Origin of the sequence: Demequina capsici, from assembly GCF_032102965.1 — a bacterium.
Classification (GTDB): domain Bacteria; phylum Actinomycetota; class Actinomycetes; order Actinomycetales; family Demequinaceae; genus Demequina; species Demequina capsici.
Genome location: NZ_CP134880.1, coordinates 2,854,315 through 2,878,802 on the forward strand (window position 1 = coordinate 2,854,315; position 24,488 = coordinate 2,878,802).

Consider the following 24,488-nt stretch of genomic DNA (forward strand, 5'->3'; position numbering starts at 1 on the left):
TAGCTGCCTCCCCAGGCAACACCCCTGCTCGTGGGCTGAAAGATATATAGCACCACCCCCACGCCCGCCGCTAGAGCAATGCGCGAACCGCCACAACCGCCGTCTGGCATGCCCAGACACGATCCCGATCCTCACGGCACCGCGAGGCGTACGGGCGCCGGGCAACTCCGGGCTGTTGCGGCGCCGACCGAAGTCACGGCAAGCCATCCGCATCGGTCGCGCCACACTTTCACAGCACGCGTGCGAACTTCACCTTCGAGAACGTCGCCGAGTCGTCGCCACAGACGTACGCCGAGGTCGGCCAGTCGATCGTGAGCACCTCGAGGCCTGACAGGGCGATGCGCGTCGTGACGGCCTTCGTGCCTTCGTCGGGGCCTTGTGCGGCGGCCGCGCGCTTGTCGACCAGGTTGAGGACCGTGCCGGCATAGGAGGCGAGCGCGCCGTCGGCGAGCGTGAACTCGACGACGATCTTGCCTCCCACGTGCGCGAGCAGCTCGCCCTCGGGGAAGGCTCGCACCGTCGCGACCGCTCCTCTCCCCTGGCGTGCTCGGTCCGTAGCCCGCTCACGGCCACTATCGGCAAGCACATGGCCGCCCATGAGCCTCACGCGCCCCAGGCCGCGGCCTCTCCCCTGTCTCGAGAGGCCGCACACTTTTACTTTCGTTTCGTTCGAATTATGCTGGATGCATGAATACAGCACCTGCCCACACCATCTCTCCGCGCCAGGGCGAGGACCTCGCGAGCGTCGTCGCGATCCTCCACGGCGGGCAGATGCCCGCCCTCGTGGGCCCCGACGGCCAGCAGGTGCCTTTGCCCGAGGGTGCTTTCGAGGCTTTGCGTGAGGTGGTCGATGCGATGAACGCTGGCAGGTCGATCACGCTGACCCCGCGTGACAGCGTGATGACGACACAGCAGGCCGCCGAGTTCCTCGGCGTCTCCCGCCCCACGCTCGTCAGAATGCTCGACGAGGGCAGGATCCCGTTCTCCCGTCCCAGCCGGCATCGTCGTGTACTGCTTCGCGACCTCCTCGAGTTCCAAGAGACCTCCCATGCGGCCCGCCGCGAGGCACTGCGACAGATGACCCATGAGGAGACGTCTGCAGGCCGCGGCCCGGATCGTATGGTCGCGACGCGGTAGCCGATGGCCTTCACCGCGGTCCTGGATGCGTGCGTGCTTGCCCCGCATCCCCACTACGCCATGCTGCTGCGCCTGGCGCATGAGGATCTGTACCGGCCAGCCTGGTCGGCGACGATCCTGGCCGAGACTGAACGCACCCTGGTCGATCACCTCGGTCGCACCCCCGACAAGGCCGCCGGGCGGATCGCCTGGATGCAGGACCTGTTCCCGGACGCGAACGTCACCGGCTACGAACCGATCATCGACGCAATGACGAACCACCCCAAGGACCGCCACTTCCTCGCAGCCGCGGTACGCGCCGACGCCGGCGTGATCGTCACCGCCAACATCAAAGACTTCCCCGCCGCAGCGTGCGACCCGTACGACGTCGTCGCGATCACCCCTGACACGTTCTTCCTCGACCTGCTCGACCTCGACCGCCGCCGCACCATCAGTGCGATGCGCCAGATGTGCGACGACTACGCGAAACCGCCACAGTCACTCACCGAACTCGCATCCTGGATCGAAGACGACATGCCAGGATTCGCCAGAGAGCTCCGCGCCGAGGCGTAGTGACGTGCCGGCCTTGCGCCTCGCGACACTCGTCCGCAACTGGCCGCGACCGCACAACTCGTGAGCAAGCACGGAGCACCTCTACGCACAACGTGTCGTCGCGGGTGGCGACGCCTGCGCCACCTAGATGTGACGCCAAGGTGGGCAAGCCCACTACGCGCCAATCCACCCCGTTGAGGCCCACGGGCTCGCGCGTCTACCCGCTCGTGCGCGTCACTCGAAGGCTCGGACCTCCGCCCGAAGTACGGAGCCTGCGGAAGCCGAGGAATCGGGGGCGACGCTCGACGGTCCAGCGCCCGCTCACCAGGTCACCCAGCCACCTCACGCCCTCCTCCGAGCCAAGCCAGTCGAGTCGATAATCTGCAAGGTCCGAGTGCATCCACTCGACACCGCGCACTTCGATCCACGCCAGAACCGCATCCTCAACGTAGAGCTCGACGGTCGCGGCTACGCCGGGTGTTCGACAGTGCAACGACGGCATGGACGCAGCGCCCGCAGCGCGCTCTTCTCGGACCTCGAACTCAACCTCGACGCCCAGGGCTCGCGCCTGTGTTTCGAGTCGCAGGCGAAGCTCCGAAATCACCTCTGCGTCGCGCCGATCCATGGCTCGAATCGTAATGGGAACTCGACTCGGACCCCCGCGGATGGTGGAGCCGCTATTAGGAGGTGTGGATCAGACCTTGAAGCCCGCTACGCGCAAATCCACCCCGTCACTTCACCGTCAGCACGCCGTTGTCGTCAACGACGCTTGCGCATACGAACCAGGCTTCCGGCGTGGACGAGGCTGTGACCTCAAGATCGCCTGGAAGCACTCCGTGAATGATGCCCTTGGCGTCGGTCGCGATGAACTCTCACGTGCCACGCGCCAGGCCGCAGAACCGGAACCCTTTGACTGGGAAGACGCGTAGTTCAAGGTCGATCGAGGTATCGGGTCGCACCGTGCGACTCCGTTTCCCAGCGATCCCGTCCCATCGCACATGGCCACGGATGCGGAGCACAGATCCTTCAAGCTCAGCGGTCTCTGGGTCGAGCGCTGAGTCGTCAATGTCGCTGTACTCGAAACGCATGTCGACACCGTCCTTTGGCAGTGATGTGAATCTAGCGTGTGCTTCTCGTGCGGGTCCTGAGGCAAGCGCATCCGGGCTAACGGGGCCAGGCCTTCCGCCAAGCCCGCTAGTGCTCAATCCACCCGGTCGAGCCTCCTTGTGTACGCAGGCTCGACGGCCGTGACGACCGCGTTGCATTCTCATCTCTGGCAATCGTGAACAGAAGATGCCATGCTGGCTGCACCGACGTTGATGTGTCATCAAAGGGGTGTGCGATGGAGGCAGTCACGCATCGGGGCGATCGCGTAGTCGTCGGCGCGATCCGCGTCGTGGCCAGCGTCGAGGCCATCGACGCGCTCACATTCCTGGCAACCTCGGGCTGGCTAGGCGCTAACCCGTGGCTCATAGCGCTCACCCTCGGCGGGCTCGTCGGCGTGGCGGTTGCGTGGATTTCGCGCCGCACGATCGGGCTGGTCGTGGGTGCCGTGCTCGTGACTATCGCTCCTGCGATCGTCTACCCCCTGTCGGCGCTGCTCCTGGCCCTCGCGCTCACGTTGGTTGTGATGAGGGCGGTGCGAGCAGGTCGAGCTCGACTTGCAGCGTCCAGCGCGTTGGCTTGAGTCGCCGAGGCTCGCAACCGCACTGCCCGACAGTGCGCGCACGGCGGAACCCCGCCACCAAGCCCGCCCGCGCTACACCCCTGACCTCAGCTCGCCTGTCGGCCCGTACGATCACCAGGGGCATGCAAGCGCGGGAGGTGCACGTGGAGATTCGCTACGGGTGGGTCTGGGCAGCGGTCGCAGTGATCGTGGTCGGCTTCTTCGCGTTCTCCGCCGCCACCGTCGTGCACTGCCCGGACGGCTACTTCTCGGAGGTCGAAGGGAACCGCTGCGGCCCGACGGTGGCGAACCATCTGCTCCAAGGCGCGGTGGTCGTCGCCACGCTCGCAGCGGCCGGCTATGCACTTGCCCGCGCCGTGCGGAGGGCCTGAGCGCGCCGCGCACGGCGAAGGTAGTCCCTTTCCCAGGTGGTGCACCTACTCGCTCGAACCGTCGTCCATGTTCGTGTAGGTCCGTCCGTCGAGCGTGTACGTGAGGACGAACGGCTCTCCCCTGCTCCAGCGCTCACCCGCGATCGGGCGCTCGTCGATGACGACTCCGGCCGACGCGCTCGGGTCCACCCGTACGCTGATGCCATGGTCCGCGAGGGTGGCGACGGCGTCGTCGACGGACAGACCGGTCACCGATGGCACGATCTTGGGCGCGAAATACCAACCCAGCGTCACGACGACGACGAACACCACCGCCGCCAGCGCGACGCCGACCCCCGCGGCGGTGACCCGAGGCTGCGCTATCCTGCTCCCTGCTGCCATGCCGACCCCCACGTCGATTCAGCCTGATGTGCGGACGGCATCGTCGCGGTCCGCACCCACCCCACTCGTGCCGAACCTACTCCCCGCCAGTCGGACCACACCAGTGCGACGATGCGCCCCCGCAGGGCAGCGGCCGCACCACCCGTACGCGCGGATCCTCCGCGGTCAACCTCCCTGTGGAATGCACCACACACCGTCGCGCCGACGTCACGGATTCGGGGGACGCAGCGGTGACCACGGTATGGAGACCTCGCGGAACCACACCAAGCCCACCGCAGGCATGTCCCGCCTGCGCCGCAACGCGATCGCAGCGGCGAGCGTGGCAGGGCTGGCGGCGCTGGCCGTCGGCGGGGCCGCGGCTGCCGACGAGGCGAAGCCCGGCGACCCGCTGTACAGCGTGGACCGCGCGCTTGAGACCGTCGGCATCAACGATGGCGGCTCCGAGGAGCGCCTGGCGGAGACGCAGGAGCTCGTCGACGAGGGCGAGCTGGACCTCGCTGTCGAGACAGCCGACGAGGCGGTCGACGACATGGGCGACCTCGACGAGACCGACGCGACGGACCTGACCGGCCTGCTGAACGCGGCGCAGTCCGTGCTGAGCGAGGGTTCGGACCAGTCGCTGGAGCGCCGCACCCAGGTGGCGGAGATGCTGACCTTCATGGCGACGACCGAGCTGACCGGCAAGGAGTTCGGCCAGGCCGTGTCGCAGCACGCGCGCGGCACCTGGGTGGACGACGCGGCGACCTCGGACGAGTCGGTCGACCCGAGCGTGGACCCGAGTGCCGACGAGCTGGCGACAGTCGACCCGAGTGGGGACCCTGAGGCCTCCCTCTCGGACGAGGCCGCGGAGCCGAGCGCGACGGCGCCTGGCAAGTCCGACGGCAAGGGCAAGTCGTCGGAGCACGCCAAGGCGAAGCCGGCCAAGGCCGCCAAGGTGGGCAAGTCCGACAAGTAGGTCAAATGCGGCCCGTCCGCCTTGATAACTTGAGCGGGTGAAGACCGCGCCCTCCGCCCCATGTGCACACTCTGCGCAGCCCGCGCCTTCGACGTTCGCGAGCCGCTCATGACCGTCCACCACGCCCCCGCGACGCTCCGCGCAGACGCCGTGATCTTCGACATGGACGGCACGATCGTCGACTCGACGGAGGTCGTGGAACGCATGTGGTCCGCGGTCGCGGAGCGGCATGGCCTCGATCTCGACGGGATCCTGGAGTACTCGCACGGGCGGCAGAGCCGCGACACCTTCACGCGCTTCCTGCCCGCGGGCGCGGACATCGATGCGGCGGTCGCCGCTCATGAGCTCGCGGAGCTGGCCGTCACGGATGGCACGGTGGAGATCCCTGGGGCGCGGGCCCTGATGGACTCCCTGGTCGGCGCTCGGCATGCCGTGGTGACCTCTGCGCCGCGCGAGCTCGCGCGCGTCCGGATCGAGGCCGCGGGCCTTCGCGTCCCGGAGGTGATGGTCGCGGCCGAGGAGATGCCCGTCGGCAAGCCCGACCCAGCCGGCTACCTCTTGGCTGCCGAGCTTCTGGGCGTCGACCCGGCCAGGTGCGTCGTCTTCGAGGACGCCGATGCCGGCCTCCGCGCGGCGGTCGCCTCGGGGGCGACGACGGTGGTGGTAGGCGGCCTGCAGGCCGACGTGACCGCAGGCCTGGCCCGGGTGCAGGACCTGCGTGGCGTCACCGCTTCAGTCGATGCTGAGACGGGCGAGATCCTGCTGCAGTTGTGACGGGCTCCGGCGCGATCGTCGATCGCCCCGGTCACAGTGCGCCGGTTGCCGCTTCAGCCCCCAAGTAGTCACAGGCTCTCGCCGTCAGCGCCATGATCGTCAGCGCAGGGCCGACAACAGCGTTCGATGTGTAGCTCGCGCCGTCGGTGACGAAGATGTTCGGGACATCCCACACCTGGTTGTGCTCGTTGAGCACCGACGTCGCCGGATCGGAACCCATTCGCGCTCCTCCGCACTCGTGGATCGCCGCGCCCATCGCCAGGCTGAGTCGGAACCCGAGCTTGAACACGAGCCGGCTGAAAGGGTCCGCGTCCGGCCAGATCTTCTTGGAGTCCAACCCGACCGTCGAGCCGACGAAGTTCACGCGGTAGCCAGCGACCTCCGCCATCTCACGCAGGCCAGCCATCTGCGCACGCATCATCGCCCGTTCGTTCTCGCTGATCCTGAGATCGATGCGCGGGACAGGGACTCCCCATGCGTCTTTGCGGTGGCGCGCGAGAGTGATGCGGTTGTTCGCGTTGGGGAGCATCTCCCCGAAGCCCATGAGGCCCACGGCCGAAGGAGTGTCGTCCGGCACCGGCAACCGTCCGATGGTGCCCTGAATCGCCCAGCCCCTGGCGAACTCGGGGCGAGTGACGGAGTCGAGGTTCTCCCAACGGGGGACGTAGATGCCGCCCACCGGCGCATAGTACGGGTCCGCTGGAGCCGGGTCAGGGGGAAGGTCCACCCCGGTCCGCGCCATGTCGGACCCGAACAGCAGGCTCGGCGTCTGATCCATGAAGTAGCGGCCGAGCTGCCCGGTGGAGTTGCCCAGACCATCCGGATGCCTGGTCGTGGCGGAGTTGAGCAGCAACCTCACCGACTCGATCCCGGAGGCGCAGAGCATCACTGCGTCCGCATGCACCCTGGTCTCGCTCTTGGTCAGGCGGTCGATGAAGACCGCGCCGTCGGCGCGCCCGGTGGTGGGATTGACGGTGATGCGTGTGACGATCGCGTCGGTTCGGAGCGTCAGGCGTCCGGTCTTGAGTGCGGCTGCGACTCCAAGCGGCACGCGGCCGAGGTTTGGCGCGGCGAAGCGCCAGGGGATGACGTGCCGCTCGGGCCATCGTGCCTCGACGCTGGCCTTGAACTCCTTCTCCGAGGAGGACAGCGGCGAAGGACCGCGGTACTGCCCGTCGGGCAACTGCGGAAGGCTTTCGGTTGTCCCATAGACGCCGTTGAAGCGTTCGACATCGTCGTAGTACGGTTCAAGGTCGGCGTAGGAGATCGGCCAGTCCTCACCGTGTCCGTCACGGCTCGCGGCCTTAAATTCGTGGTCGGAGGCGCGGAGCAGCATCCTTCCGTACGAGTGCATCCGTCCACCGAGCTGTCGGCCCCGGATCCAGAGGAAAGGGTCACCGCCGGTCGTGTACGGGTGCTTGAAGTCATTGACCAGGAACGGGCTGGTCTGCTCCTTGAACATCGCACGCCTCATCTGGACGTACTGCCCGCTCAGCGTCGACTTTGCACGGCCCACGAGATCGATGCTCATGTCGCGCGGCTTGGAGGGCTTCGGCGGCACGAAGTCGTCGGGGGTGATGTTCCTCCCCGCTTCGAGCAGCAGCACCTCCATCCCGCGTCGGGTGAGCTCGTGCGCCGCGGTGCTCCCCGCAGGTCCGGAACCGACGACTAGAACGTCGAACGTCTTCTCCAGGTTGGCCATGTCGACTTCTTCCATGCTGCGGGAGCGATCCGCCGCCGGGGGACGCGGAGGGCTCCGATGTGTTGCTGTGGTGAACTGATCCTCCAAGGCCGCCCCGACCCCTGTGTAGGTCGAGGCGGCCAGCTCGGGAGGAGTCTCAGTCGAAGTACACCGGCTTGCCCGTCTGAGCAGAGGTGTAGATCGCATCAAGGATCTCGGTGACGACGCAGGCCTGGTCGGCGGTCACCATCGGCTCGCCATCGTTCAGGATCGCGTCGAGCCAGACGTTGGCCTCCTTGGCGGCCATGTACTCGACCACGGAGGTCGCCTTCTGACCGGGGCCGTAGTAGTTGGCAGGCATTCCAGGAGTGGTCGTGGTGAGCTCGCCACCCTGCACATTGTTGAGCGTGACGAGGTAGCGATCACCGTCCTGCGTCGAGTCGCATCCGCCCTCAGTGCCGAAGAGGGTCACCGCACCCTCACGAGACTCACGGATGTTGAGGGCCCACGCCGCCTCCACGAAGAGAGATGCACCATTCTTGAAGCGGACGAACCCGAACGCAGAGTCCTCGACGTCATAGGTCTCCGGGTCCCACGGCGCGACCATGTTGCCCTCGGGCTTGTCGCCGAGTTTGTAGTTCACGACGCCGGTCACGGACTCGACGTCGTAGTTGCCCATCAGCCACAGCGCCAGATCGATCGAGTGGCCACCGAGGTCGATCAGCGGGCCACCGCCCTGCTTCTCCTTGTCGGTGAAGACACCCCACGTAGGGACGCCGCGCCGACGCACGGCGTGGGCGCGCGCTGCGTAGATCTCGCCGAAGCGACCCTCGTCCGCGCACTTGCGCATGAACTCGGCGTCGTCACGGAACCGGTACTGGAAGCCGACGGAGAGCTTCTTGCCGGCCTTGACGGCCGCATCGCGCATTGCGCGGGCGTCCTCTCCGGTGACAGCCATCGGCTTCTCGCACATGACGTGCTTGCCCGCCTCGAGGGCGGCCACGGTGATCTCGCGGTGGGTGACGTTCCACGTGCACACGTGGATCACGTCGATGGAATCGTCGGCGAGGAGCTGACGGTAGTCGGTCGACACGTAGGCACCCGGGTTGCCGTAGGTCTCCTTGGCGGCTTCAGCCTTCCCGATCTCGAGGTCACAGAAGGCGACAACCTCGGCGCGGTCCCGGTGGGCGGACAGACCGGCCAGGTGCTTGGCCGTGCCGATGTAGCCGAGACCCACAATTCCGATGCGGAGCTTCTTCATTGTTCTTTCCTTTCTTCACACTGCTTCAAGTGGTGTGGCCGAGGGACGGCGCGTCCGCTCAGCCCGGGTTCAGGAGAGGCTGAGCACCGCCGAGGTAGAGGCGACGCGGGCGCTGTCAGCAGCGCCGATCAAGCCGGCGTCATTGCCGAGCAGCGCGGTCAGGATCTGCAGCCTCCCGCCCACGCCCTGGCCGGAGAGGTTCGCGCGGAACCCGTCCTCGGCGCTCGGGATGATGAGGTCGCCAGCGGCCGCCGAGATCCCGCCGCCGATGATCACCGCCTCCGGGTCGACGACCGCGGCAAGAGTCGCGATCCCCCGTCCGAGGTAGTACCCGAATCGGCGCAGGAGTCGAAGTGCGACGGCGTCGCCTTCACGCGCCGCCGCAGTGACGTGTGCCCCTCCGATCGGCGCGTCTCCGGCGAGCCTGGACATGGCTGCCGCAGCGTCCGGGTCCGCGGTGGCGATGGAGTTCGCCAGCCGACCCAGCGCGGTGCCTGACGCGTACGCCTCCCAGCACCCTTCTCGGCCGCAACCGCAGTAGTGCCCGTCGGGCACGATCGTCAGGTGGCCAAGCTCCGCCGCGCCGCCGAATCCTCCTCGCAGCAGCTTGCCGCCAGAGATGATCCCTCCCCCGAGCCCGGTGCCCAGGGTGAGCATCACGATGTCGTGGCGGCCACGACCGTTTCCGAAGCGGAACTCAGCCCAGGCGGCTGCGTTCGCATCGTTCTCCACCGTGACGGGCAGCCCGATGAGCGAGCTCAACCGTGCCCCGAGGGGGTGGTCTCGCCATGCGATGTTGGGAGCGAAGAGCACCGTCGAGTTGTCGGGGGCGACGAATCCGGCAGCGGCTACTCCGACGGCGACGACACCGCGCCCTTCGCTGAGCTCGGCCACGGCCGCAGCGACGTCCTCCTCGATGCCCTCCGGGTCGGCAGGATCGGTCGTGCGCCTCGTGCGGACCACGACCTCCCCGTCATTGTCGACGAGACCGGCGAGGATGTTCGTGCCGCCGATGTCGACTCCGACGGCCAGGCCTTCCGATGTCATGAGGCCACCTACTCCCCGGGCTGCCTGGCGGTGCTGAACGCCGCATCGAAGGAGGCGGTGGGGGGATCGACGAGGTGCGCGCGGACGAAGTCGACCGCTCGCTTACCTCCCTCGAGCCGGTCCATGCCAGCGTCCTCCCACTCGATGGAGACGGGCCCCTGGTAGCCGATCGCGTTGAGGGTCCTGAATGCGCGATCCCAGGGCACATCGCCCTCACCTGTCGAGACGAAGGTCCATCCGCGACGAGGGTCGTTCCACGGAAGGTGCGAGCTCATGCGCCCGTTGCGGCCGTTGCCGGTCGCCATCTTGGTGTCCTTGCAGTCGACGTGAAGGATCTTGTCGGCGAAGTCGACGAGGAAGCCCACGGGGTCGATCTCCTGCCACATCATGTGACTGGGATCCCAGTTGAGACCGAAGGCGGGACGGTTGTCGATCGCCTCGAGGGTGAGCTGGGTGGTCCAGTAGTCGTACGCGATCTCGGACGGATGCACCTCGTGCGCGAAGCGGACGCCCTGGTCATCGAACACGTCGAGAATCGGGTTCCAGCGCCGCGCGAAGTCCTCGTAGCCTTCGGCGATCACCGAGTCCGGCACCGGGGGGAACATCGCCACGTACTGCCAGATCTTCGAGCCGGTGAATCCTACGACGGTGTCGACACCGAGGTTGCGCGCGGCGATCGCGGTGAGCTTCATCTCCTCGGCCGCGCGCTGGCGTACCCCTTCGGCGTCGCCATCGCCCCAGACTCGGTCCGAGACCATGTCGCGGTGCCGGAAGTCGATCGGGTCGTCGCAGACCGCCTGGCCCTTGAGGTGGTTCGAGATGGCCCAGACGCCGAGGCCGTAGCGGTCGAGGAGGTCCTTGCGCTCGGCGACGTACGCGGGGTCCTCCGCGGCGCGGTAGACATCCAGGTGGTCGCCCCAGCAGGCGATCTCCAGTCCGTCGTAACCCCAGCTGGACGCCAGTCGGCAGACCTCCTCGAACGGCAGGTCGGCCCACTGTCCAGTGAACAGCGTGATGGGGCGGCTCATCGCAATACCTCCTTGTTGATGTGGGAACAGTCGATGGACATGCGGGTGCGGCTGGACTCTCGCGCGGCCTCCATGACCGCGAGGACCCGCCGCACCTCTGCGGCCCTGACACGCGAGTCGCGTCCGTCACGCCACGCGTCGAGCATGTCCGTGTAGAACTCGGCGTGGTCGACCTCCACCGTGGGCAACGGCTCGGTGGCGATCAGGCCCGGCCTAGGGACACCAAACGACCTGGTGGGCCCGTACGACGCAGCGGACTTGTCCTGGTCGTGGGCGACGTTCTCGAGCAGGGCCGTGGTGCGAACGATCGCCCCAGCCGGGTCGAACCCATCGGCCTGAAGGGCGCCTGTGCTGCCGCCTACGTACCAGTGGCGGTCGAACCAGCCATCCCGATCGGCGAGGAAGTATGTGCCAAGCTCGAGCTCGACGACGACATCGTTGGCGAAGCACATGAGGATCTTGAAGTAGTCGTCGACCTCGTCGTTGATGACGTTGCGCACTTCGGCCCACACGGACACGAGCTCCGAATCGACGAGGTCGAGAGCCTGGTCGATCATGTGGACGCCCCAGTCGTACAGCATGCCGCCGCCTTCGTTGGTGTAGACGTGCCAGTCGTGCATGCGCCCGTTGTAGCCGTAAAGCGAGCTCTGGATCGTGTAGACCTCACCGAGGGCTCCGCTCTCGACGGCGGCCTTGACCGTGCAGTAGTCCTTGTCGAGCCTCCGCTGCTGATGCACCGTGAAGCGCACGCCGGACTCGGCCACTGCCGAGAGCATGGCATCGAGCTCGGCGACGTCGAGTGCAGCGGGCTTCTCGCACAGGATGTGCTTGCCCGCGTGCGCCGCTGCGATCACGATCTCCGCGTGGGTGCGGTTCGGTGTAGCGACGACGACCGCGTCGACTGACGCCTCGCCCAGCAACCGAGCGACTGAGTCGTACGTCGCGATGCCCGGCTTGGCCTCTCGCGCTTCCGCGAGGCGCGCGTCCGAGACGTCGCACACGGCGACCACGCGCGCACCGGGGAGTTGGTCAAGTGAGGCGACGTGACGGCGTCCGATGAATCCGTACCCGATCACGGCCCAACGCAGGGGCCGAGGAGTGCTCTCACGAAGCGCCGCGACAGCCACGGCAGACGCCGCTTCAACGTCCGTGATCATCGGGGATCGTTCCTTCCCGTGAGTGCGTCGAACCCACGTGCGAAGTGCCGAATGGCGTATCCGACGAGAAGCGCGGAGATGAGAGTTCCCACGCCGATTCCGACTCCGGCCTGACCGGCGATCAGACCGATCACGAGGGCGATGGCGACCATCGCGCAGTCGTGGACGATCTTGACGATGCCGAACTCCCAGCTGGTGCGGATGCTCACGGCTTGCACTACGCCGTCGGGCGGGGCGACGAGCAGGTTCGAGCGGATCACGAGTGTCGTGCCAAGTGCCGTCAGGGCGATGCCCACAGCAAGCAGGACCGCGCTCGTGAGCCAGCCGCTCCCCGTGCGCTCGGGGATCACGGTGTCGAAAGTGCCGATCGCCCACGCGAACGCGAACGCGCCCACGAGCTGGAGTGGCACCTTCCACGTGGTCCGCCGCCACAGCACGAGCGCCTGCAAGGCGACCTGCAGCCCGTAGATTGCGAAGGACGCCACGCCGAGCGACCACGCCGAGGTCTGTGAGAGGACGAAGGGGACGGAGTTGACCGGCGAGACGCCGAGATCAGCCCGGATGGTGACGACGATGCCCGCGGAGAGGACGGGCACGCCGATGGCATACGCGGCAAGCCTGGAGGGGCTGAACACGCGCATGGCCCTCACCCGGAGTCTGGTCTCGGACGTCTCGACAGACATCAGTTGCTCGTCGCCGGCTCGTCGGCTTCGATGAGGCGCTTGAGCATCGTGTGGTGCATGCGAACCTGGTCGACCTCGGACATGAGGAACTCGCGGGGACGGTCCTGGTGGTAGCGCTGACCCTCATACTCGGTGTTGATGTACCCGTCCCAGCCTGCGGCCTTGAGCGCGGCGATCGGCTTGTCGTAGTCGATGGTGGCGTCGTGGAACTCGCCGGGCCGGCCCGGGATCTCGGACATGTGGTTGAACTTGCCGTGGATGTGGACGACAAGGTCGGACAGCTCACCGAGGAGGTCGGCCGAAGTGTTGGAGAACATCAGCGCCTCCGCCACCGTCGTGTAGTCCACGTGTTGCGGATCGCTGACCCGGTCGTCTGCGAACTTCTTGATGCCGTTGAACGCGTCGGCGAACTGAGGTGTGACGTCGCCGCTCGACAGGAAGCGTCCAAAGTCGGACCGAAGGTTGCCCGCGGTGGAGTGGGACAGGTCGACGTAGCCGAACTCGGCGGTGCCGGCACGCAGTTGCTCGGACAGCTCGGTCGCCGCAGACGTGGCCGCCGGTGCCGCACCTCGACGCTCGAAGAGCGCGAGCTGGACCTCGGAAGGCGCGAACTGGAAGATGCCGAAGTCCGGCACGATCCCGAGGTGTCGGGTGCCGGTCCTCGCGACCAGCTCCCTGATCTCGGTGACCGCTGCCCCCTCGAGCGGCATGGGCTGGTGGATCTCCTTGCCGAGCCGGATGTCGAGCTCCTCCGCGAGAGGAAGCACCATCTCCAGGATCTCCACCGGCACCACCGACAGGACACGGACATTGGAGAATCCGAGGCGCTTGGCAAGGCGCAGGTCGCGTCGAAGCCGGTCGGCGGACTCCTCGTAGGTCATCACGTGGTCACGGAACTGAAGGACGTCCATGCAGACGTCCATCGCCACCGGCGTGGTCCCGTAGGTGTCCATCCAGGAGAACCACTCGTCGACGAACGCGTCGCCGGGATCCGGGTAGCGCAACGACATCTCGTCGACGATCTCGATGCCGTCGGCCCCATCGAGGTTTGTCCCCACCTCGCGGATCTCGTCCTCCAGGGTCATCTCCTCAAGGAACTGAGCCTGCTGGTAGCTGTACAGCGACACACCGCGCTTGATGGTCATCGCTGGGTCACCTCCTCGGTGGTCGTGCTCCCCGACAGCGGGAGCGTGTAGGTCACGATGTAGGGCGTCTTGTCGGAGCCCGCGCCCGTACCTGGCGTGGGTGGCGTGACCACCCATTCCTCGTCGGTCGGGAGGTATCCGTAGGCGGCCAGCACCGACTGCTGGAACCGAATCGTGTGGTCGCCCTCGGCAAGGCCTCCTGGCGCGGCGACGTGAAGGATGGCCGCCTCGGGATAGTCCCAGTGCTCCCACACCGCGGCCTTGACCTCGTCGAAGGTCCTCGGAGCCTTGCCATTGACCTCGAAGGTTTGAACCGACACCGGGTAGCTCACGCCATCGACCTCGACGAAGTAGCCGTTGTGGAGGGACAGGAAGCAGCCTCGGTAGTTGGCGTGCTTGACGGCCATCGTGAAGCCGACGACCTCGCCGTCTCGTACCTCGTTCTTGAGGCTGTCGGCCTTGATCAGGAAGTTGTCGAACACAGGAGTCTCCTTGTCTTGTCGACGTGAGGGGTGAGTACGGGGGCTCGGGTCACGCCTTGACCGGTTCGGGTGTGGCGGGGACGTTCGGGGGCACCTGGAGCCGTTTGCGCCGACCTGCGGCGTTGCGGTTGTAGTTGTCGTACCCAATGGCGGCCACGAGGATCACGCCCTTGACGATGAGCTGGATGTACTGGTTCCAGCCGGCGAGCTGCATGCCGTTGGAGATCACCGCCAGGACGAACACACCGGTGACGAGGCCCCACATCTTTCCTTCGCCGCTGTTGAACGAGATGCCGCCGAGGACTGCTGCGGTGAGCGCCGTGATCTCGGTGCCCGGGCCCACGGACGAGTTCGTGGTGCCGGTCTTGGAGATGAGGATGAAGGCCGCGACGGCCACGAAGAGGCCGCTGATGACGAAGGTGAGGATGCGCAGGCGTCCGGTCTGCACGCCCGCGAGACGGGTGGCTTCGGGGTTGCCTCCCATGGCCTTCACGTAGCGGCCGAAGTAGGTGTAGTTGTAGACGAAGCTCGCCGCTGCGACCGCGATGATCGCGAGGACCACGTCTACGGGCATTCCGAGGATCACTCCCTTGGTGATCTGGCGGAACGAGTCGGGGAACGTGTTGAACGCTGCGCCTCCGGAGATCAGATATGACACTCCGGAGAAAGCCAATGCGGTGGCGATCGTCACGACGAGCGGCTCGATCTTGAGGACGACCGCCACGGCTCCGTTGATGAATCCGAACGTCAGCCCGAGCGCGATTCCACACGCCATGGCGAGGTACGGGTTCATGTCGTTGACGGTCATCAGCTTCGCGGTGAGAACCCCGATCGCGGACATCTGCCATCCGACGGACAGGTCAAGCGAACCGCTCATCATGATGAACGAGACGCCCACCGCGACGACCACGATGTAACTGTTCTGAACGATGAGGTTGTTCAGGTTCAGCACCGAGAAGAACGACGGGGTGATGATGCTGAACATCAGGACGAGGCCTGCGAGCACGAACAGCATCGTGTACTTCTTGAAGATGCGGATCGACGCCGATCCGATCTTGGTCATTGCGTTGCCGGTGTCGCTCATGCTGCCCTCTCTGGCTCGCTGATGCCGGACGCCAACTCGAGGATGGCGCTCTGTGTGAACTCGTCTCGCTGCAGCTCGCCGGTGACGCTGCCTTCGTGGAGGACGAGGATGCGGTCGCTCAGGCCGATCAGCTCCTCCATCTCGGAGCTGATCAGGATCACCGCCTTGCCGGACTCGGCGAGGTCGGAGATGAGCTTGTAGATCTCCTGCTTCGCGCCGACGTCGATCCCTCGTGTCGGTTCGTCGAAGATCAGAACCTTGGACTTCGCAGCCAAGGTGCGGGCGATGACGACCTTCTGTTGATTGCCGCCGCTGAGGTTGCCGACCGCCTGTTCGAGTCCAGGGGTCTTGATGTGGAGCGCGTCGACGTAGTGCTCGGTGGTCTCGCGGTCGAGTTTGCGGTTGACGATTCCAAAGCGCGACAGCTGTGGCAGCGCCGCCAAAGTGGTGTTGACTCTTACGCTGCGTCCCAACAGCGCACCGTGACGCTTGCGGTCCTCCGGGATCATGCCGATTCCGGAGGCGATCGCGGCGCGCGGCGAACTCACTGAGAGCCGCTTGCCGTCCAAGGTGATGGTGCCGCTGTGGAGCTTGTCCGCGCCGTAGATCAGTCGGGCGACCTCCGTCCGTCCTGCGCCGATCAGTCCGGCGAGGCCGAGGATCTCGCCCTCCCTCACCTCGAACGACACGTCGCTGTTGTCGTCGCCGTAGAGGTTCTCGACCTTGAGCGCGACCTTGCCCGCGTGAGGCTCGCGCTTGGGGAAAGTCTCCTTGAGCTCGCGTCCGACCATGTAGTTGACGAGCTCGCGGCGGTTGGTGTCGGCCGTGTTGAGCGTCGTGATGTACTTGCCGTCGCGCATCACCGTGACCTTGTCCGCGATCTCGAACAGCTCCTCCATGCGGTGGCTGATGTAGATGATTGCGACGCCCTGATCACGTAGATGGCGGACGATCTCGAACATCTTCTCGACCTCGACCACTGACAGCGGCGCTGACGGTTCATCCATGATGAGGATGCGGGCCTTGCGCGAGATGGCCTTGGCGATCTCGACGATCTGCTGCTTCGACGACGGCAGGCTGTAGACGGGATCCTTGGGGTCGATGTCGACGTCGAAAGCGTCGAAGGTCTTCTGGGCGACCTCTCTCATGTGCTTGTAGTTGACGAAGCGGCCGTAGTGATCGCCGAAGCAGATGTTCTCCGCGACGGTGAGGCATCCGATGAGGTTGAACTCCTGGTAGATCACCTCGACCCCGTGGTCCTTCGCCAGTTGAGGGGAGACCGCCGTGAGCGGTCCTCCGTCCTGGAACTCCACGGTGCCCGCGTCGGGTTGGATCGCGCCTGCGATGACCTTGATCATCGTCGACTTGCCTGCGCCGTTCTCCCCGAGGAGTGCGTGCACCTCTCCCGCATGGAAGTCGATCGACATGTCGTCCAGCGCGGTGACACCCGGGTAGGTCTTCGTGATGTTCCTCAACGAAAGGACTTTCTCGCCCACGACGGTCTCCCTTCTCTTCGCTGAGTGCTGTGTTGGTTGGTGCGGTCTTGGACGCCGACTAGTTGGTCGGGAAGAACTCGTCGGTGGCCGGCAGGTCGTCGGCGTACGTGGAGTTCACGAGGGCGCCGTCGGCGCCGACAGTCGTGTAGCCGAGCTTCTCCCACGAGATCGCGTCGACTGTTTCACCGTTGACCATCTTCACGGCGGTGTCGACCACCGTCTGAAGGAGGTCACCGGAGGTGATGACGCCACGGAACACGGTCGAGTTGTCCACGCTGGTGGGGATCAGGTCTGCGTTCGCCGAGGTGAGGTCGGAACCGAATGTTGCCAGCCCCTCGGGTGCGGTGGAGATGACGCCGGACTGCGACAGTTCGAGGAGCTTCTCAGACGTCGCAGCCGCGGTGTCGCCATAGCTGAGAACGACCTTGAGGTCGGAGTTCGCGCGGTTGTCCTCGGTCACGAAGGTGTCGATCGCGTTCTGCGCGTCGACCGGGGCGAAGATGTTGCGGTTCGAGATCTGGTGCAGGTCGATCCGCGCGTCGTAGTAGGGGTTGAGGATGGCGTTGCCGTCCGCGTCGAGAACGAGGCCGCCCGTGGGCTCGTCAACGGGCTGGGTGTTGCCGTCCGCGTCGACGTAGTTCACCGGGTCGCCGTCGGTCTTGATGTAGGTTCCCGTCGACAGGTCCACCTGCCGGAGGAACTTCTCCGCGATGATCTTGATGCCGGCCGAGCGCTTGACCATGTTCGGGATCACGCTCGCCTCGAGCACGAGGGCCTTGACCGATCCGGGTGCCGCGTCGGGGTAGGCCTCGTCCAGCCACGCCTTGACCATCGGGGCCATCATCACGCCCATGACGAACTCGTCCGCGCCGACGAAGGCGGTTGCAGCGCCGTCGCCGGGGAAGTTGTTGCTCACGAGAGTCTTCACTCCAGCCGCGGTGACCTCGGTGAGGGCATCCTTGTATGCCTGCGCGTCACCCGCGGGGAACACATAGAGGAAGCCCGTTCCGGACGCCGCGGTGTTCTGGATCTGGGTGAGCTGGGTCGGGATGTCGTTCTGTGCACTGAGGATCTGGACCGTGCACCCTTCCGCCTCGAGCGCCTGCTTGACGGTGTCGCCGACGTAGCTGAGGTACGTGTCAGTCGCGTCGCCGAGGCTGATCACTGCCGGGCCATCGGGACAGGGTCCTGCCGCAACGCTTCCATCGTCCGATGCGGTGCTACCGCTCTGACCGACTGATGCGCATCCTGCAAGAAGTAGTGCCGTCGCGGCCAGGGCCGCGAGCGCTGGGGTGAATCGCTTCATCGCTTTCTCCTTTGAACGCCATGACGAGGCGTCTTCGCCTCCCGCAACGCCATTCATTGATTCGGCGATGCTCGACATAATTTATGTCGCCAATCGGCGTAAGTCAACCCCGATGCGCCAACCTAGCGGGCGTACTTCTGACACGATGAACTGCTTCCGCCGTAGTATGGCGGCGTGGGCCGCACCTCGGCCCTGAGCTCCAACCCTGATCGACAGAACCGAGGACGCCGATGTTCGAGACCGAGGCCGATGACGTTCTTGGCGTGCTGCGAGACGGTCGTCCGCGCACCAAGTCCGAGCTCGCGGACGAGACCGGCAAGGTCAGGTCGACGGTCTCGCTCCGCCTGGCGGAGCTGATCGACGCGGGCCTCGTCACGCAACTCCAGGAGTCCGCCACCACGAAGGGCCGTCCGTCCGCCGTCTTCGCGCTCGCCACAGAGTCGCGCCTCATCGGTGCCGCCGAGCTCACAGGCAGCACGGCGATCGTCGCGCTGACGGACCTTATCGGCTCGATCGTGGCGCGCCGAGACCTGACCGTCTCCGAGGGCGCCTCTCTCACCGAGCTCCTCCGCCTCGTCGCGTCGGCTCTCCACGAGATGCTTGCGGACCTGCAGCGCTCTGTAGAGGATCTCGTGGGGATCGGGGTCGGCGTTCCCGGCCCTGTCGAACCGATCGAGGCGGCCGTGGAGGACGCCCAGCCTCGCGCGGCGACGGACAGGCACCCTGCGATCACATTGCTGCAGCAGGACTTCTCCGTGCCGATCATCGTCGACAACGAGGCGAATGTCGCAGCGGTGGGCGAGTGGGTGGAGTCGTGGGCTGCGGAGCAGAATCTCGTGATGGTCACGGTGTCGGCTCACATCTCTGCGGGAATCATCGCCAGCGGCCGCCTCGTGCGTGGCGCGCAAGGCGCGGCCGGTGACATCGGGCACGTGCGGGTGCCGGACGTCGAGCAGCGGCTTTGCCGGTGCGGACAGATGGGGTGTCTCGAGACTGTGGCGAGCGGTACCGGCCTCGTGCAGACACTCTCGGAGGCGCGCAGCGATGTCCTCACGACCAACGACCTTGTGGACCTTGCCCGTTCTGGCGACCCAGAGGCGGGCCGCGCGGTCCGAGAGGCTGGACGGGCGCTCGGCAGCGTCCTCGCAGGCGTGGTGGCGATCTTGAACCCCGCAGCGATCGTCCTCGGTGGCGAGGTCGCGCAGGTGGGCGAGCCCCTCCTGGCCGGCATCCGTGAAGCGGTCTACGGGCGATCCCAACCGTTGACCACCAACAGCCTGAAGATTGTCCTGGCGCACAATCTTGAGCTCGCATCGATCGTCGGCGCGTCCCGGCTCGTGCAGAACCACCTGTTCGGCCTGCCCCAGCGGCCCGTCGTGTACTACCGCGGCGAGCCCATTCCTACCCGCATCGGCGCCTGACGTGTCTCAGCGGACCGGCGCCAAGTCGCCCTCCTTCAGCGAAGGCGTCGATGCCATCACCCGACGCCTCGTCGCGGCAATGCGCGACGGCAGCCAGCTGACCATCACAGACCTCGCCCGCGCGCTCGACCTGTCGCGCACGACAGTGGGAGCGCGCGTGCGCGATCTGACCGAACAGGGCGTGCTCGTGGCGCGGGAGGCGCCCTCGTCATCGCCTGGGCGTCCCTCCACGCGGTACTCATTGAGGCTGGACGATGCGCTTCTGGTCGCAGTCGATCTCGGTGCGCGACACGGCCGCGTCGCGATCGCGGACCTCACAGGCGCGATTATTGACGCGCGCGCCCTCGCAGCGGACCTCACAGAAGGGCCTGAACGGGGCGTCGGCATCGTCATCGCCGAGATCGACGCACTCCTGGCGGAGAACGGCCGCACACGCCGCGAGATCGCCGCCGCCTGCATCGGATTGCCGGGCCCGGTCGAGCACGAGACAGGCCGCCCTGTCTCACCACCGATCATGCCCGGGTGGAACGGCTACGACGTGGCCGGCCACGTGGGCCACGAACTTGGGGCGCCGGTACTCGTGGACAACGACGTGAACATCATGGCGGTGGGAGAGCACACGACCGCCTGGCGCGATGTCGACAATCTGCTCCTGGTGAAGGCAGCGACAGGCATCGGCGCCGGGGTCATCGCCGATGGCATCCTCGTCCGTGGTGACCACGGATCCGCAGGGGACATAGGCCACATGCAGGTGCCGCGGGCCGAGGGCACCGCGTGCCGCTGCGGACAGACCGGGTGCGTCGAGGCGATCGCGGGCGCGCCCGCGATCGCCCGTGACCTGGGCGTGACACACCTCCACCCCCTGCCACACGTCGCGATCGCCGAGTCAGCGGCGCGCGGCGACGCGGAGACCGCCCGCAGACTCCGAGACGCCGGGCGCGCGCTTGGCGAGGTCATCGCTGTGGCCGTCTCCGTGTTGAACCCCGAGGTGGTGGTGATCGGCGGCGAGCTGGCGCGGGCGAGCGACAGCCTGCTGGCAGGAATCCGTGAGACCGTGCACGCGCGTTCGACCGGGGTCGCGTCGACGTCGCTGCAGATCGTTCCGAGTCGCGTGCGCGAGCTCGCAGGCGTGATCGGCGCGGCGCGGCTTGCACAGGAGCTCGTTCTGGGCCTCGCGCCCGCTCCCGCATACCTGGTCCGCACGCCGTCCACATTCTGAGCCGCCGCATTCACGCGAGCCAGCTCGCGAGGCCCGGCGGGCTCGCATCTACGGAATGCGTTGTTCGCTCAGCACGGAAGAACGAAGGCCGGATCGGCGATGGCCGCGCGGCTCACCTCGCGCATGGAACCCGACCCAGGGTCGAACTCCAATGTGATGATGGCGTTTGCGGGACGGTCCGCGACGAACAACCACCTGCCCGTCACGTCGAATCGGAAGCTACGCGCCGCCAGGCCAGGATGGACCGACTCGGCCAGTTGCACCGAGTGGGCATACTCGACCGTGCCATCATCGGCGATTGCGAATGAGACCAGGGAGTCCTGACCTCGGTTGTTGACAACGACGTACCGACCGCTCGGATCCACCTGGATGTCTGCAGGCTCGCTGCTCCGGCTCGCGTACGGCGCGAGCGACGAGACGGTGGCCATATGGACGAGCGTTCCGCTGTCGGTGTGGAAGCGGTACGACGATACGGTCGATGCCAGCTCGTCAGACACGAATACGAGCGGCCGCGAGGGGTGGAAAGCCGGGTGCCGCGGCGCCGATCCGGCCGGCGCGACGAACGTCGATGTGAGCGCCAGCGTGAGATCCTCGCAGAGGCGATACACGAGGATCCGGTCCGTGCCTTTGTCGCAGACGATCACGAACTCACCCGACGGATCGAACTGTGCAGAGTGGGCGTGGGCGGTCGCCTGCGGATGGCCACCCGCCTGCGCCGACCGGTGAGGATCGACGCCGTGACCCTCGAGGACGACCACATCGGATGCCTGCTGAAGCGTTCCGTCGGGCGCCAGCGGGTAGACCGCCACAGTGGAGTCGTCGTAGGTGTACTCGACGTCATAGCCGTTTTCACCTCGCACCACACGCTCCACGTGCTCGAACGAGCCATGGCTCGCAACAACGGCCGCCACGCCCCGCGGATGGAGCGACACGTACGTGGGGAATGGCCCGAGCGCCGGCTGCCGCGCGGTCCTGCTCAGCGTCAGACCGTCGTCGGCCAGCCCGAGGCTGAGGACCGCCGCGGGGCGCCCCACGGGTCCCCTTCCATCGGTCTTGCGCTCGTCGACCACGACCAAGGCCCTCCGGTCAGGGGTCAGAGCGAGGTAGCCGGCCTCGATGCCGATCTCAGTCTCCGAGTGCTGCACGAGGACACCCGTCTCGGGATCGACCATCCAAGACTGGACGGAGCCTTCGGTACGGCTCACAGCGCCCTCGCGAGACGCGTAGGTGCCGACGAACAACCGGGTGACGCGATCATCGCGTCGATCGGGCCACTTGGCTTCGAGACGCTGTTCGTCCCCGGAGCGAGGCGGGTTCATCTTCGGCTCCTTTGGCTCAGATTCACCTGTAATACGGCGAAACGCATCATACCTTACATCGTTTCTCGCCATAATGTCCTCGGACTGGACACAGAGGCCACGATCGCGCGCTCGGTCGCCGTCGATCCTCCTGCCGCCCGCGCCGCCTCTCAGCGGCCGCGCGTCCTGACCACGGCGAACGCGCCCGACGCCAGCACGGCGACGCCGCACACCGCGGTGACGCCGGTCCATCCGTCCAGCGCCCACACGTGGGTGGACGCGGTGCCGGCGGCGGTGCTGCCCAGGTACCAGGCGAGCAGGTAGACGCTGGAGGCTCGCGAGGTGTCGATTCCGTTCTCGTGCGCCGACTTCACCACCCAGCCCGACAGGATCGAGTGGAGGCCCAGGAACGCGAAGGTGAGCAGCCCGAGGCCGATCGCGATGGCGGGGATGGTGGGCAGGGTGAGGACCGCGATCGAGGCGGCGATGGCGGTGAGGGCGGTCAGCGCCGCGAAGCCGCGGCCCTTCGATGCGGCGAGCCGGCGGAATGCGCTCGGACCGACGATGCCGGGCAGGTAGGCAAGGTAGATGAGCGCCTCGGCCGCGCCGAGGTCGAACGGCGGCGACTGCAGCCGGAACGACACGGCGTTGTACGAGGTCACGAAGACCACCATCCCGGTGAGGCCGACGCCGCAGGTGAGGACGATCGGCCGGCAGCGGACGGCGCGCACCAGCCCTGCGGCGACTCCCAGCGACGGGCGCTCGCCCGCTCGGGCGGGCCTGCGCGGCAGCCACAGCAGCGACCCGATGCCCGAGGCCAGGCTCAGCACACCGAGGACCACGGCCGCGGACTGCCATCCGAAGGCGTTCGCGAGCGGCAGCGGGGCGAGCCGGCCGAGCGCTCCCCCCACGGCGGTGCCGGCGATGTAGATCGAGTTGGCGCGCAGGTGGTCGCCGTTCGGCGCGATGTCCCGCACGACCGCGAGCGCGATGGCGGGGAGGATCGCAAGCGTCAGGCCTGCGAGCGCGCGGGTGACGAGGAACAGCTCCCACGTGGGCGCGAAGGCGCCGGCGATCGACAGGATGCCGGAGCTGAGCAGTGAGAGTGCGATCGCGCGGGCGCGGCCGACGCGGTCCGCGAAGGGGCCGGCGACGAGGAGCCCGAGCATCATGGCGGCGGTGGTCACGGACAGCGCGAGGCCGGAGGATCCCTCGCTGATCCCGAACTGCGTGACGAGCCGCGGCAGCAGCGGCTGCACGAAGTAGACGAGGGCGAAGTTGGCGAGGCCTCCGAGCGCGAGCACCGCGAGGACCCGGCTGGCGTTGATCGCGGGGGCGGGGACGACGCGGGTGCTGGCTGGGGCGGAGGTCGCGGTGGTCTCGGTGACGGTCACGCATCGAGGATGCGCCCGCGACGCTGTCAAGGGAAATGACGCAATCGCTCGCTTTGATGCGCTACCCGCATTAGCCTTGCCGCGTGGACGAGTACACGCTCAGGACCTTCCTGTCGCTGGCGGAGACGGAGAACACCCGCGACACGGCGGCGTTCCTCCGGGTGAACCAGTCGAACGTGTCGCGCACGCTTGCACGGCTGGAGGCGGAGGTGGGGACGTCGCTGTTCACCCGGCACGGTCGACGCCTCGAGCTCAACGCCACCGGCGCCGCCTTCCGTGCCGACGCCGCCGCTGTCCTGGACGCGATCGACCAGGCACGACGCCATGCGGAGGCGCTCGCCCGGGACGCCCGCGTGCTGCGCGTCGGCTTCCTCCACTCGCTCGCCCGCTGGATGGTGCCCGACGTGATCCAACGCCTGCGCACGCTGCACCCGGACCTGCGCATCACCCTCCGTCAGGGGTTCAGCCGCGACCTCTACCGCTGGATCGAGGCGGACGCGATCGACGTGGTGCTCGCCAACGAGCCGCCCTCGGCGATCGACGGCGTGGAGTGGAGCAAGCTCCACGAGGAGCAGCTGTGCCTCGCGTTCTCGGACACGCATCCGCTCTCCGCGATCGACCGTCCGACGGTCAAGGACCTCGCGGGCCAGGACTTCATCGGCTTCTCCCGCATCACGGAGCTGCACCGCGTCATCGCCGGGCTGCTCGCCGACCAGGGCGTGGAGGTCAACGTCACCTTCGAGTCCAGCGAGATCGACACGATGCGCACCCTCGTCGCCGGCGGGCTCGCCGCGTCGGTCCTCCCCCGCACCCCCGGAAGGGACGACGACGGCATCACGTACGTACCCCTCGATCCCCCTCTGGTGCGTGAGCTGGGCATCGCCTGGCGCTCAGGGACACCGGCAGCGGAGATCGCGGAGTCGCTGGTGGATGCGCTCTGAGGTTCAGCC

25 protein-coding genes are annotated in these 24,488 nt (G+C 67.0%); 9 read left to right on the forward strand and 16 right to left on the reverse strand.

The features are described from left to right. Positions 1-229 precede the first annotated feature (229 nt). A complete protein-coding gene (locus tag RN607_RS13540) occupies positions 230-517 on the reverse strand; it encodes a hypothetical protein (protein ID WP_313543141.1) in 288 nt (95 codons plus the stop codon). 170 nt (positions 518-687) lie between these two features. Here RN607_RS13540 and RN607_RS13545 point away from each other — a divergent pair, with 170 nt between their 5' ends. Then, on the forward strand, positions 688-1,137 hold the full coding sequence (locus tag RN607_RS13545; protein ID WP_313498048.1) for a helix-turn-helix domain-containing protein: 450 nt from the start codon (positions 688-690) through the stop codon (positions 1,135-1,137). 3 nt (positions 1,138-1,140) lie between these two features. After that, entirely contained in the window at positions 1,141-1,689 is a 549-nt protein-coding gene (locus RN607_RS13550) for a VapC50 family PIN domain-containing toxin (protein WP_313543144.1), read from the forward strand. A 196-nt stretch (positions 1,690-1,885) separates the two neighbouring features. Here the strand turns inward: RN607_RS13550 and RN607_RS13555 are convergent, their stop codons facing one another. Continuing rightward, positions 1,886-2,293, reverse strand: coding sequence for a hypothetical protein (locus tag RN607_RS13555; protein WP_313543146.1), 408 nt, complete (start codon positions 2,291-2,293; stop codon positions 1,886-1,888). A gap of 717 nt (positions 2,294-3,010) precedes the next feature. On the opposite strand from RN607_RS13555, the gene RN607_RS13560 reads away from it, so the two are divergent. Together RN607_RS13560 and RN607_RS13565 are read left to right on the forward strand one after the other, a co-directional pair. Beyond that, positions 3,011-3,355 carry a hypothetical protein gene (locus tag RN607_RS13560; RefSeq protein ID WP_313543148.1) on the forward strand — a complete coding sequence of 115 codons (345 nt, stop codon included), beginning with the start codon at positions 3,011-3,013 and terminating at the stop codon, positions 3,353-3,355. A gap of 122 nt (positions 3,356-3,477) precedes the next feature. Further along, positions 3,478-3,726 carry a hypothetical protein gene (locus RN607_RS13565; protein ID WP_313543150.1) on the forward strand — a complete coding sequence of 83 codons (249 nt, stop codon included), beginning with the start codon at positions 3,478-3,480 and terminating at the stop codon, positions 3,724-3,726. Between the two features lie 45 nt (positions 3,727-3,771). On the opposite strand, the gene RN607_RS13570 is transcribed toward RN607_RS13565, so the two are convergent. Next, entirely contained in the window at positions 3,772-4,107 is a 336-nt protein-coding gene (locus RN607_RS13570; RefSeq protein ID WP_313498062.1) for a PASTA domain-containing protein, read from the reverse strand. A gap of 241 nt (positions 4,108-4,348) precedes the next feature. Between RN607_RS13570 and RN607_RS13575 the strand changes: the two genes are divergently transcribed. Further along, positions 4,349-5,062 (forward strand): hypothetical protein, encoded by a 714-nt coding sequence (locus tag RN607_RS13575; protein WP_313543152.1) that lies wholly within the window; start codon positions 4,349-4,351, stop codon positions 5,060-5,062. 60 nt (positions 5,063-5,122) lie between these two features. After that, positions 5,123-5,836 carry an HAD-IA family hydrolase gene (locus tag RN607_RS13580; protein WP_313543154.1) on the forward strand — a complete coding sequence of 238 codons (714 nt, stop codon included), beginning with the start codon at positions 5,123-5,125 and terminating at the stop codon, positions 5,834-5,836. Positions 5,837-5,867: 31 nt separating this feature from the next. On the opposite strand, the gene RN607_RS13585 is transcribed toward RN607_RS13580, so the two are convergent. The 11 genes from RN607_RS13585 to RN607_RS13635 form a co-directional block, all read right to left on the reverse strand. Further along, positions 5,868-7,538, reverse strand: a complete 1,671-nt coding sequence (locus tag RN607_RS13585; RefSeq protein ID WP_313543155.1) for a GMC oxidoreductase — start codon at positions 7,536-7,538, stop codon at positions 5,868-5,870. Between the two features lie 136 nt (positions 7,539-7,674). Further along, the gene (locus RN607_RS13590; protein WP_313543158.1) at positions 7,675-8,778 is read right to left on the reverse strand and encodes a Gfo/Idh/MocA family protein; all 1,104 of its coding nucleotides are present in this window, start codon (positions 8,776-8,778) and stop codon (positions 7,675-7,677) included. A 69-nt stretch (positions 8,779-8,847) separates the two neighbouring features. Further along, a complete protein-coding gene (locus RN607_RS13595) occupies positions 8,848-9,825 on the reverse strand; it encodes an ROK family glucokinase (protein WP_313543160.1) in 978 nt (325 codons plus the stop codon). 8 nt (positions 9,826-9,833) lie between these two features. Further along, on the reverse strand, positions 9,834-10,853 hold the full coding sequence (locus RN607_RS13600) for a sugar phosphate isomerase/epimerase family protein (protein ID WP_313543162.1): 1,020 nt from the start codon (positions 10,851-10,853) through the stop codon (positions 9,834-9,836). Continuing rightward, positions 10,850-12,010, reverse strand: a complete 1,161-nt coding sequence (locus tag RN607_RS13605; protein WP_313543164.1) for a Gfo/Idh/MocA family protein — start codon at positions 12,008-12,010, stop codon at positions 10,850-10,852. Before RN607_RS13605 ends, RN607_RS13600 begins: the two co-directional genes overlap by 4 nt. Then, the gene (locus RN607_RS13610; RefSeq protein ID WP_313543166.1) at positions 12,007-12,693 is read right to left on the reverse strand and encodes a YczE/YyaS/YitT family protein; all 687 of its coding nucleotides are present in this window, start codon (positions 12,691-12,693) and stop codon (positions 12,007-12,009) included. The genes RN607_RS13605 and RN607_RS13610 overlap by 4 nt, the downstream gene beginning before the upstream one ends. Then, positions 12,693-13,838 carry a sugar phosphate isomerase/epimerase family protein gene (locus tag RN607_RS13615; protein ID WP_313543168.1) on the reverse strand — a complete coding sequence of 382 codons (1,146 nt, stop codon included), beginning with the start codon at positions 13,836-13,838 and terminating at the stop codon, positions 12,693-12,695. The genes RN607_RS13610 and RN607_RS13615 overlap by 1 nt, the downstream gene beginning before the upstream one ends. Next, positions 13,835-14,320 (reverse strand): C-glycoside deglycosidase beta subunit domain-containing protein, encoded by a 486-nt coding sequence (locus RN607_RS13620; RefSeq protein WP_313543170.1) that lies wholly within the window; start codon positions 14,318-14,320, stop codon positions 13,835-13,837. The genes RN607_RS13615 and RN607_RS13620 overlap by 4 nt, the downstream gene beginning before the upstream one ends. Positions 14,321-14,369: 49 nt before the next feature. Next, a complete protein-coding gene (locus RN607_RS13625; RefSeq protein WP_313543172.1) occupies positions 14,370-15,404 on the reverse strand; it encodes an ABC transporter permease in 1,035 nt (344 codons plus the stop codon). Then, on the reverse strand, positions 15,401-16,900 hold the full coding sequence (locus tag RN607_RS13630; RefSeq protein WP_313543174.1) for a sugar ABC transporter ATP-binding protein: 1,500 nt from the start codon (positions 16,898-16,900) through the stop codon (positions 15,401-15,403). The genes RN607_RS13625 and RN607_RS13630 overlap by 4 nt, the downstream gene beginning before the upstream one ends. Positions 16,901-16,958: 58 nt before the next feature. Beyond that, positions 16,959-18,065, reverse strand: a complete 1,107-nt coding sequence (locus RN607_RS13635) for a substrate-binding domain-containing protein (protein WP_313543176.1) — start codon at positions 18,063-18,065, stop codon at positions 16,959-16,961. A 371-nt stretch (positions 18,066-18,436) separates the two neighbouring features. On the opposite strand from RN607_RS13635, the gene RN607_RS13640 reads away from it, so the two are divergent. Both RN607_RS13640 and RN607_RS13645 read left to right on the forward strand, forming a co-directional pair. Then, complete coding sequence (locus tag RN607_RS13640; RefSeq protein WP_313543177.1) at positions 18,437-19,627, forward strand: ROK family protein; 1,191 nt, start codon at positions 18,437-18,439, stop codon at positions 19,625-19,627. A 1-nt stretch (position 19,628) separates the two neighbouring features. After that, positions 19,629-20,846, forward strand: a complete 1,218-nt coding sequence (locus RN607_RS13645; RefSeq protein ID WP_313543178.1) for an ROK family transcriptional regulator — start codon at positions 19,629-19,631, stop codon at positions 20,844-20,846. A gap of 68 nt (positions 20,847-20,914) precedes the next feature. Here RN607_RS13645 and RN607_RS13650 read toward each other — a convergent pair whose 3' ends face one another. After that, a complete protein-coding gene (locus RN607_RS13650; RefSeq protein ID WP_313543179.1) occupies positions 20,915-22,396 on the reverse strand; it encodes a lactonase family protein in 1,482 nt (493 codons plus the stop codon). Continuing rightward, positions 22,315-23,538: an MFS transporter gene (locus RN607_RS13655; RefSeq protein ID WP_313543180.1), complete on the reverse strand. Its 1,224-nt coding sequence runs from the start codon at positions 23,536-23,538 to the stop codon at positions 22,315-22,317. Before RN607_RS13655 ends, RN607_RS13650 begins: the two co-directional genes overlap by 82 nt. An 83-nt stretch (positions 23,539-23,621) precedes the next feature. Here RN607_RS13655 and RN607_RS13660 point away from each other — a divergent pair, with 83 nt between their 5' ends. Then, complete coding sequence (locus RN607_RS13660) at positions 23,622-24,479, forward strand: LysR family transcriptional regulator (RefSeq protein WP_313543182.1); 858 nt, start codon at positions 23,622-23,624, stop codon at positions 24,477-24,479. Positions 24,480-24,488 lie beyond the last annotated feature (9 nt).

What these genes read in the sequence shown, in the direction of transcription:
- RN607_RS13650 (WP_313543179.1), bottom strand. Translation starts at nt 22,396, where the DNA reads ATGGACCGGCGTCACCGCGGTGTGCGGCGTCGCCGTGCTGGCGTCGGG.
- RN607_RS13555 (WP_313543146.1), bottom strand. Translation starts at nt 2,293, where the DNA reads ATGGATCGGCGCGACGCAGAGGTGATTTCGGAGCTTCGCCTGCGACTC.
- RN607_RS13625 (WP_313543172.1), bottom strand. Translation starts at nt 15,404, where the DNA reads ATGAGCGACACCGGCAACGCAATGACCAAGATCGGATCGGCGTCGATC.
- RN607_RS13585 (WP_313543155.1), bottom strand. Translation starts at nt 7,538, where the DNA reads ATGGCCAACCTGGAGAAGACGTTCGACGTTCTAGTCGTCGGTTCCGGA.
- RN607_RS13580 (WP_313543154.1), top strand. Translation starts at nt 5,123, where the DNA reads ATGTGCACACTCTGCGCAGCCCGCGCCTTCGACGTTCGCGAGCCGCTC.
- RN607_RS13605 (WP_313543164.1), bottom strand. Translation starts at nt 12,010, where the DNA reads ATGATCACGGACGTTGAAGCGGCGTCTGCCGTGGCTGTCGCGGCGCTT.
- RN607_RS13595 (WP_313543160.1), bottom strand. Translation starts at nt 9,825, where the DNA reads ATGACATCGGAAGGCCTGGCCGTCGGAGTCGACATCGGCGGCACGAAC.
- RN607_RS13545 (WP_313498048.1), top strand. Translation starts at nt 688, where the DNA reads ATGAATACAGCACCTGCCCACACCATCTCTCCGCGCCAGGGCGAGGAC.
- RN607_RS13610 (WP_313543166.1), bottom strand. Translation starts at nt 12,693, where the DNA reads ATGTCTGTCGAGACGTCCGAGACCAGACTCCGGGTGAGGGCCATGCGC.
- RN607_RS13590 (WP_313543158.1), bottom strand. Translation starts at nt 8,778, where the DNA reads ATGAAGAAGCTCCGCATCGGAATTGTGGGTCTCGGCTACATCGGCACG.
- RN607_RS13565 (WP_313543150.1), top strand. Translation starts at nt 3,478, where the DNA reads ATGCAAGCGCGGGAGGTGCACGTGGAGATTCGCTACGGGTGGGTCTGG.
- RN607_RS13640 (WP_313543177.1), top strand. Translation starts at nt 18,437, where the DNA reads ATGTTCGAGACCGAGGCCGATGACGTTCTTGGCGTGCTGCGAGACGGT.
- RN607_RS13600 (WP_313543162.1), bottom strand. Translation starts at nt 10,853, where the DNA reads ATGAGCCGCCCCATCACGCTGTTCACTGGACAGTGGGCCGACCTGCCG.
- RN607_RS13550 (WP_313543144.1), top strand. Translation starts at nt 1,141, where the DNA reads ATGGCCTTCACCGCGGTCCTGGATGCGTGCGTGCTTGCCCCGCATCCC.
- RN607_RS13570 (WP_313498062.1), bottom strand. Translation starts at nt 4,107, where the DNA reads ATGGCAGCAGGGAGCAGGATAGCGCAGCCTCGGGTCACCGCCGCGGGG.
- RN607_RS13615 (WP_313543168.1), bottom strand. Translation starts at nt 13,838, where the DNA reads ATGACCATCAAGCGCGGTGTGTCGCTGTACAGCTACCAGCAGGCTCAG.
- RN607_RS13575 (WP_313543152.1), top strand. Translation starts at nt 4,349, where the DNA reads ATGGAGACCTCGCGGAACCACACCAAGCCCACCGCAGGCATGTCCCGC.
- RN607_RS13560 (WP_313543148.1), top strand. Translation starts at nt 3,011, where the DNA reads ATGGAGGCAGTCACGCATCGGGGCGATCGCGTAGTCGTCGGCGCGATC.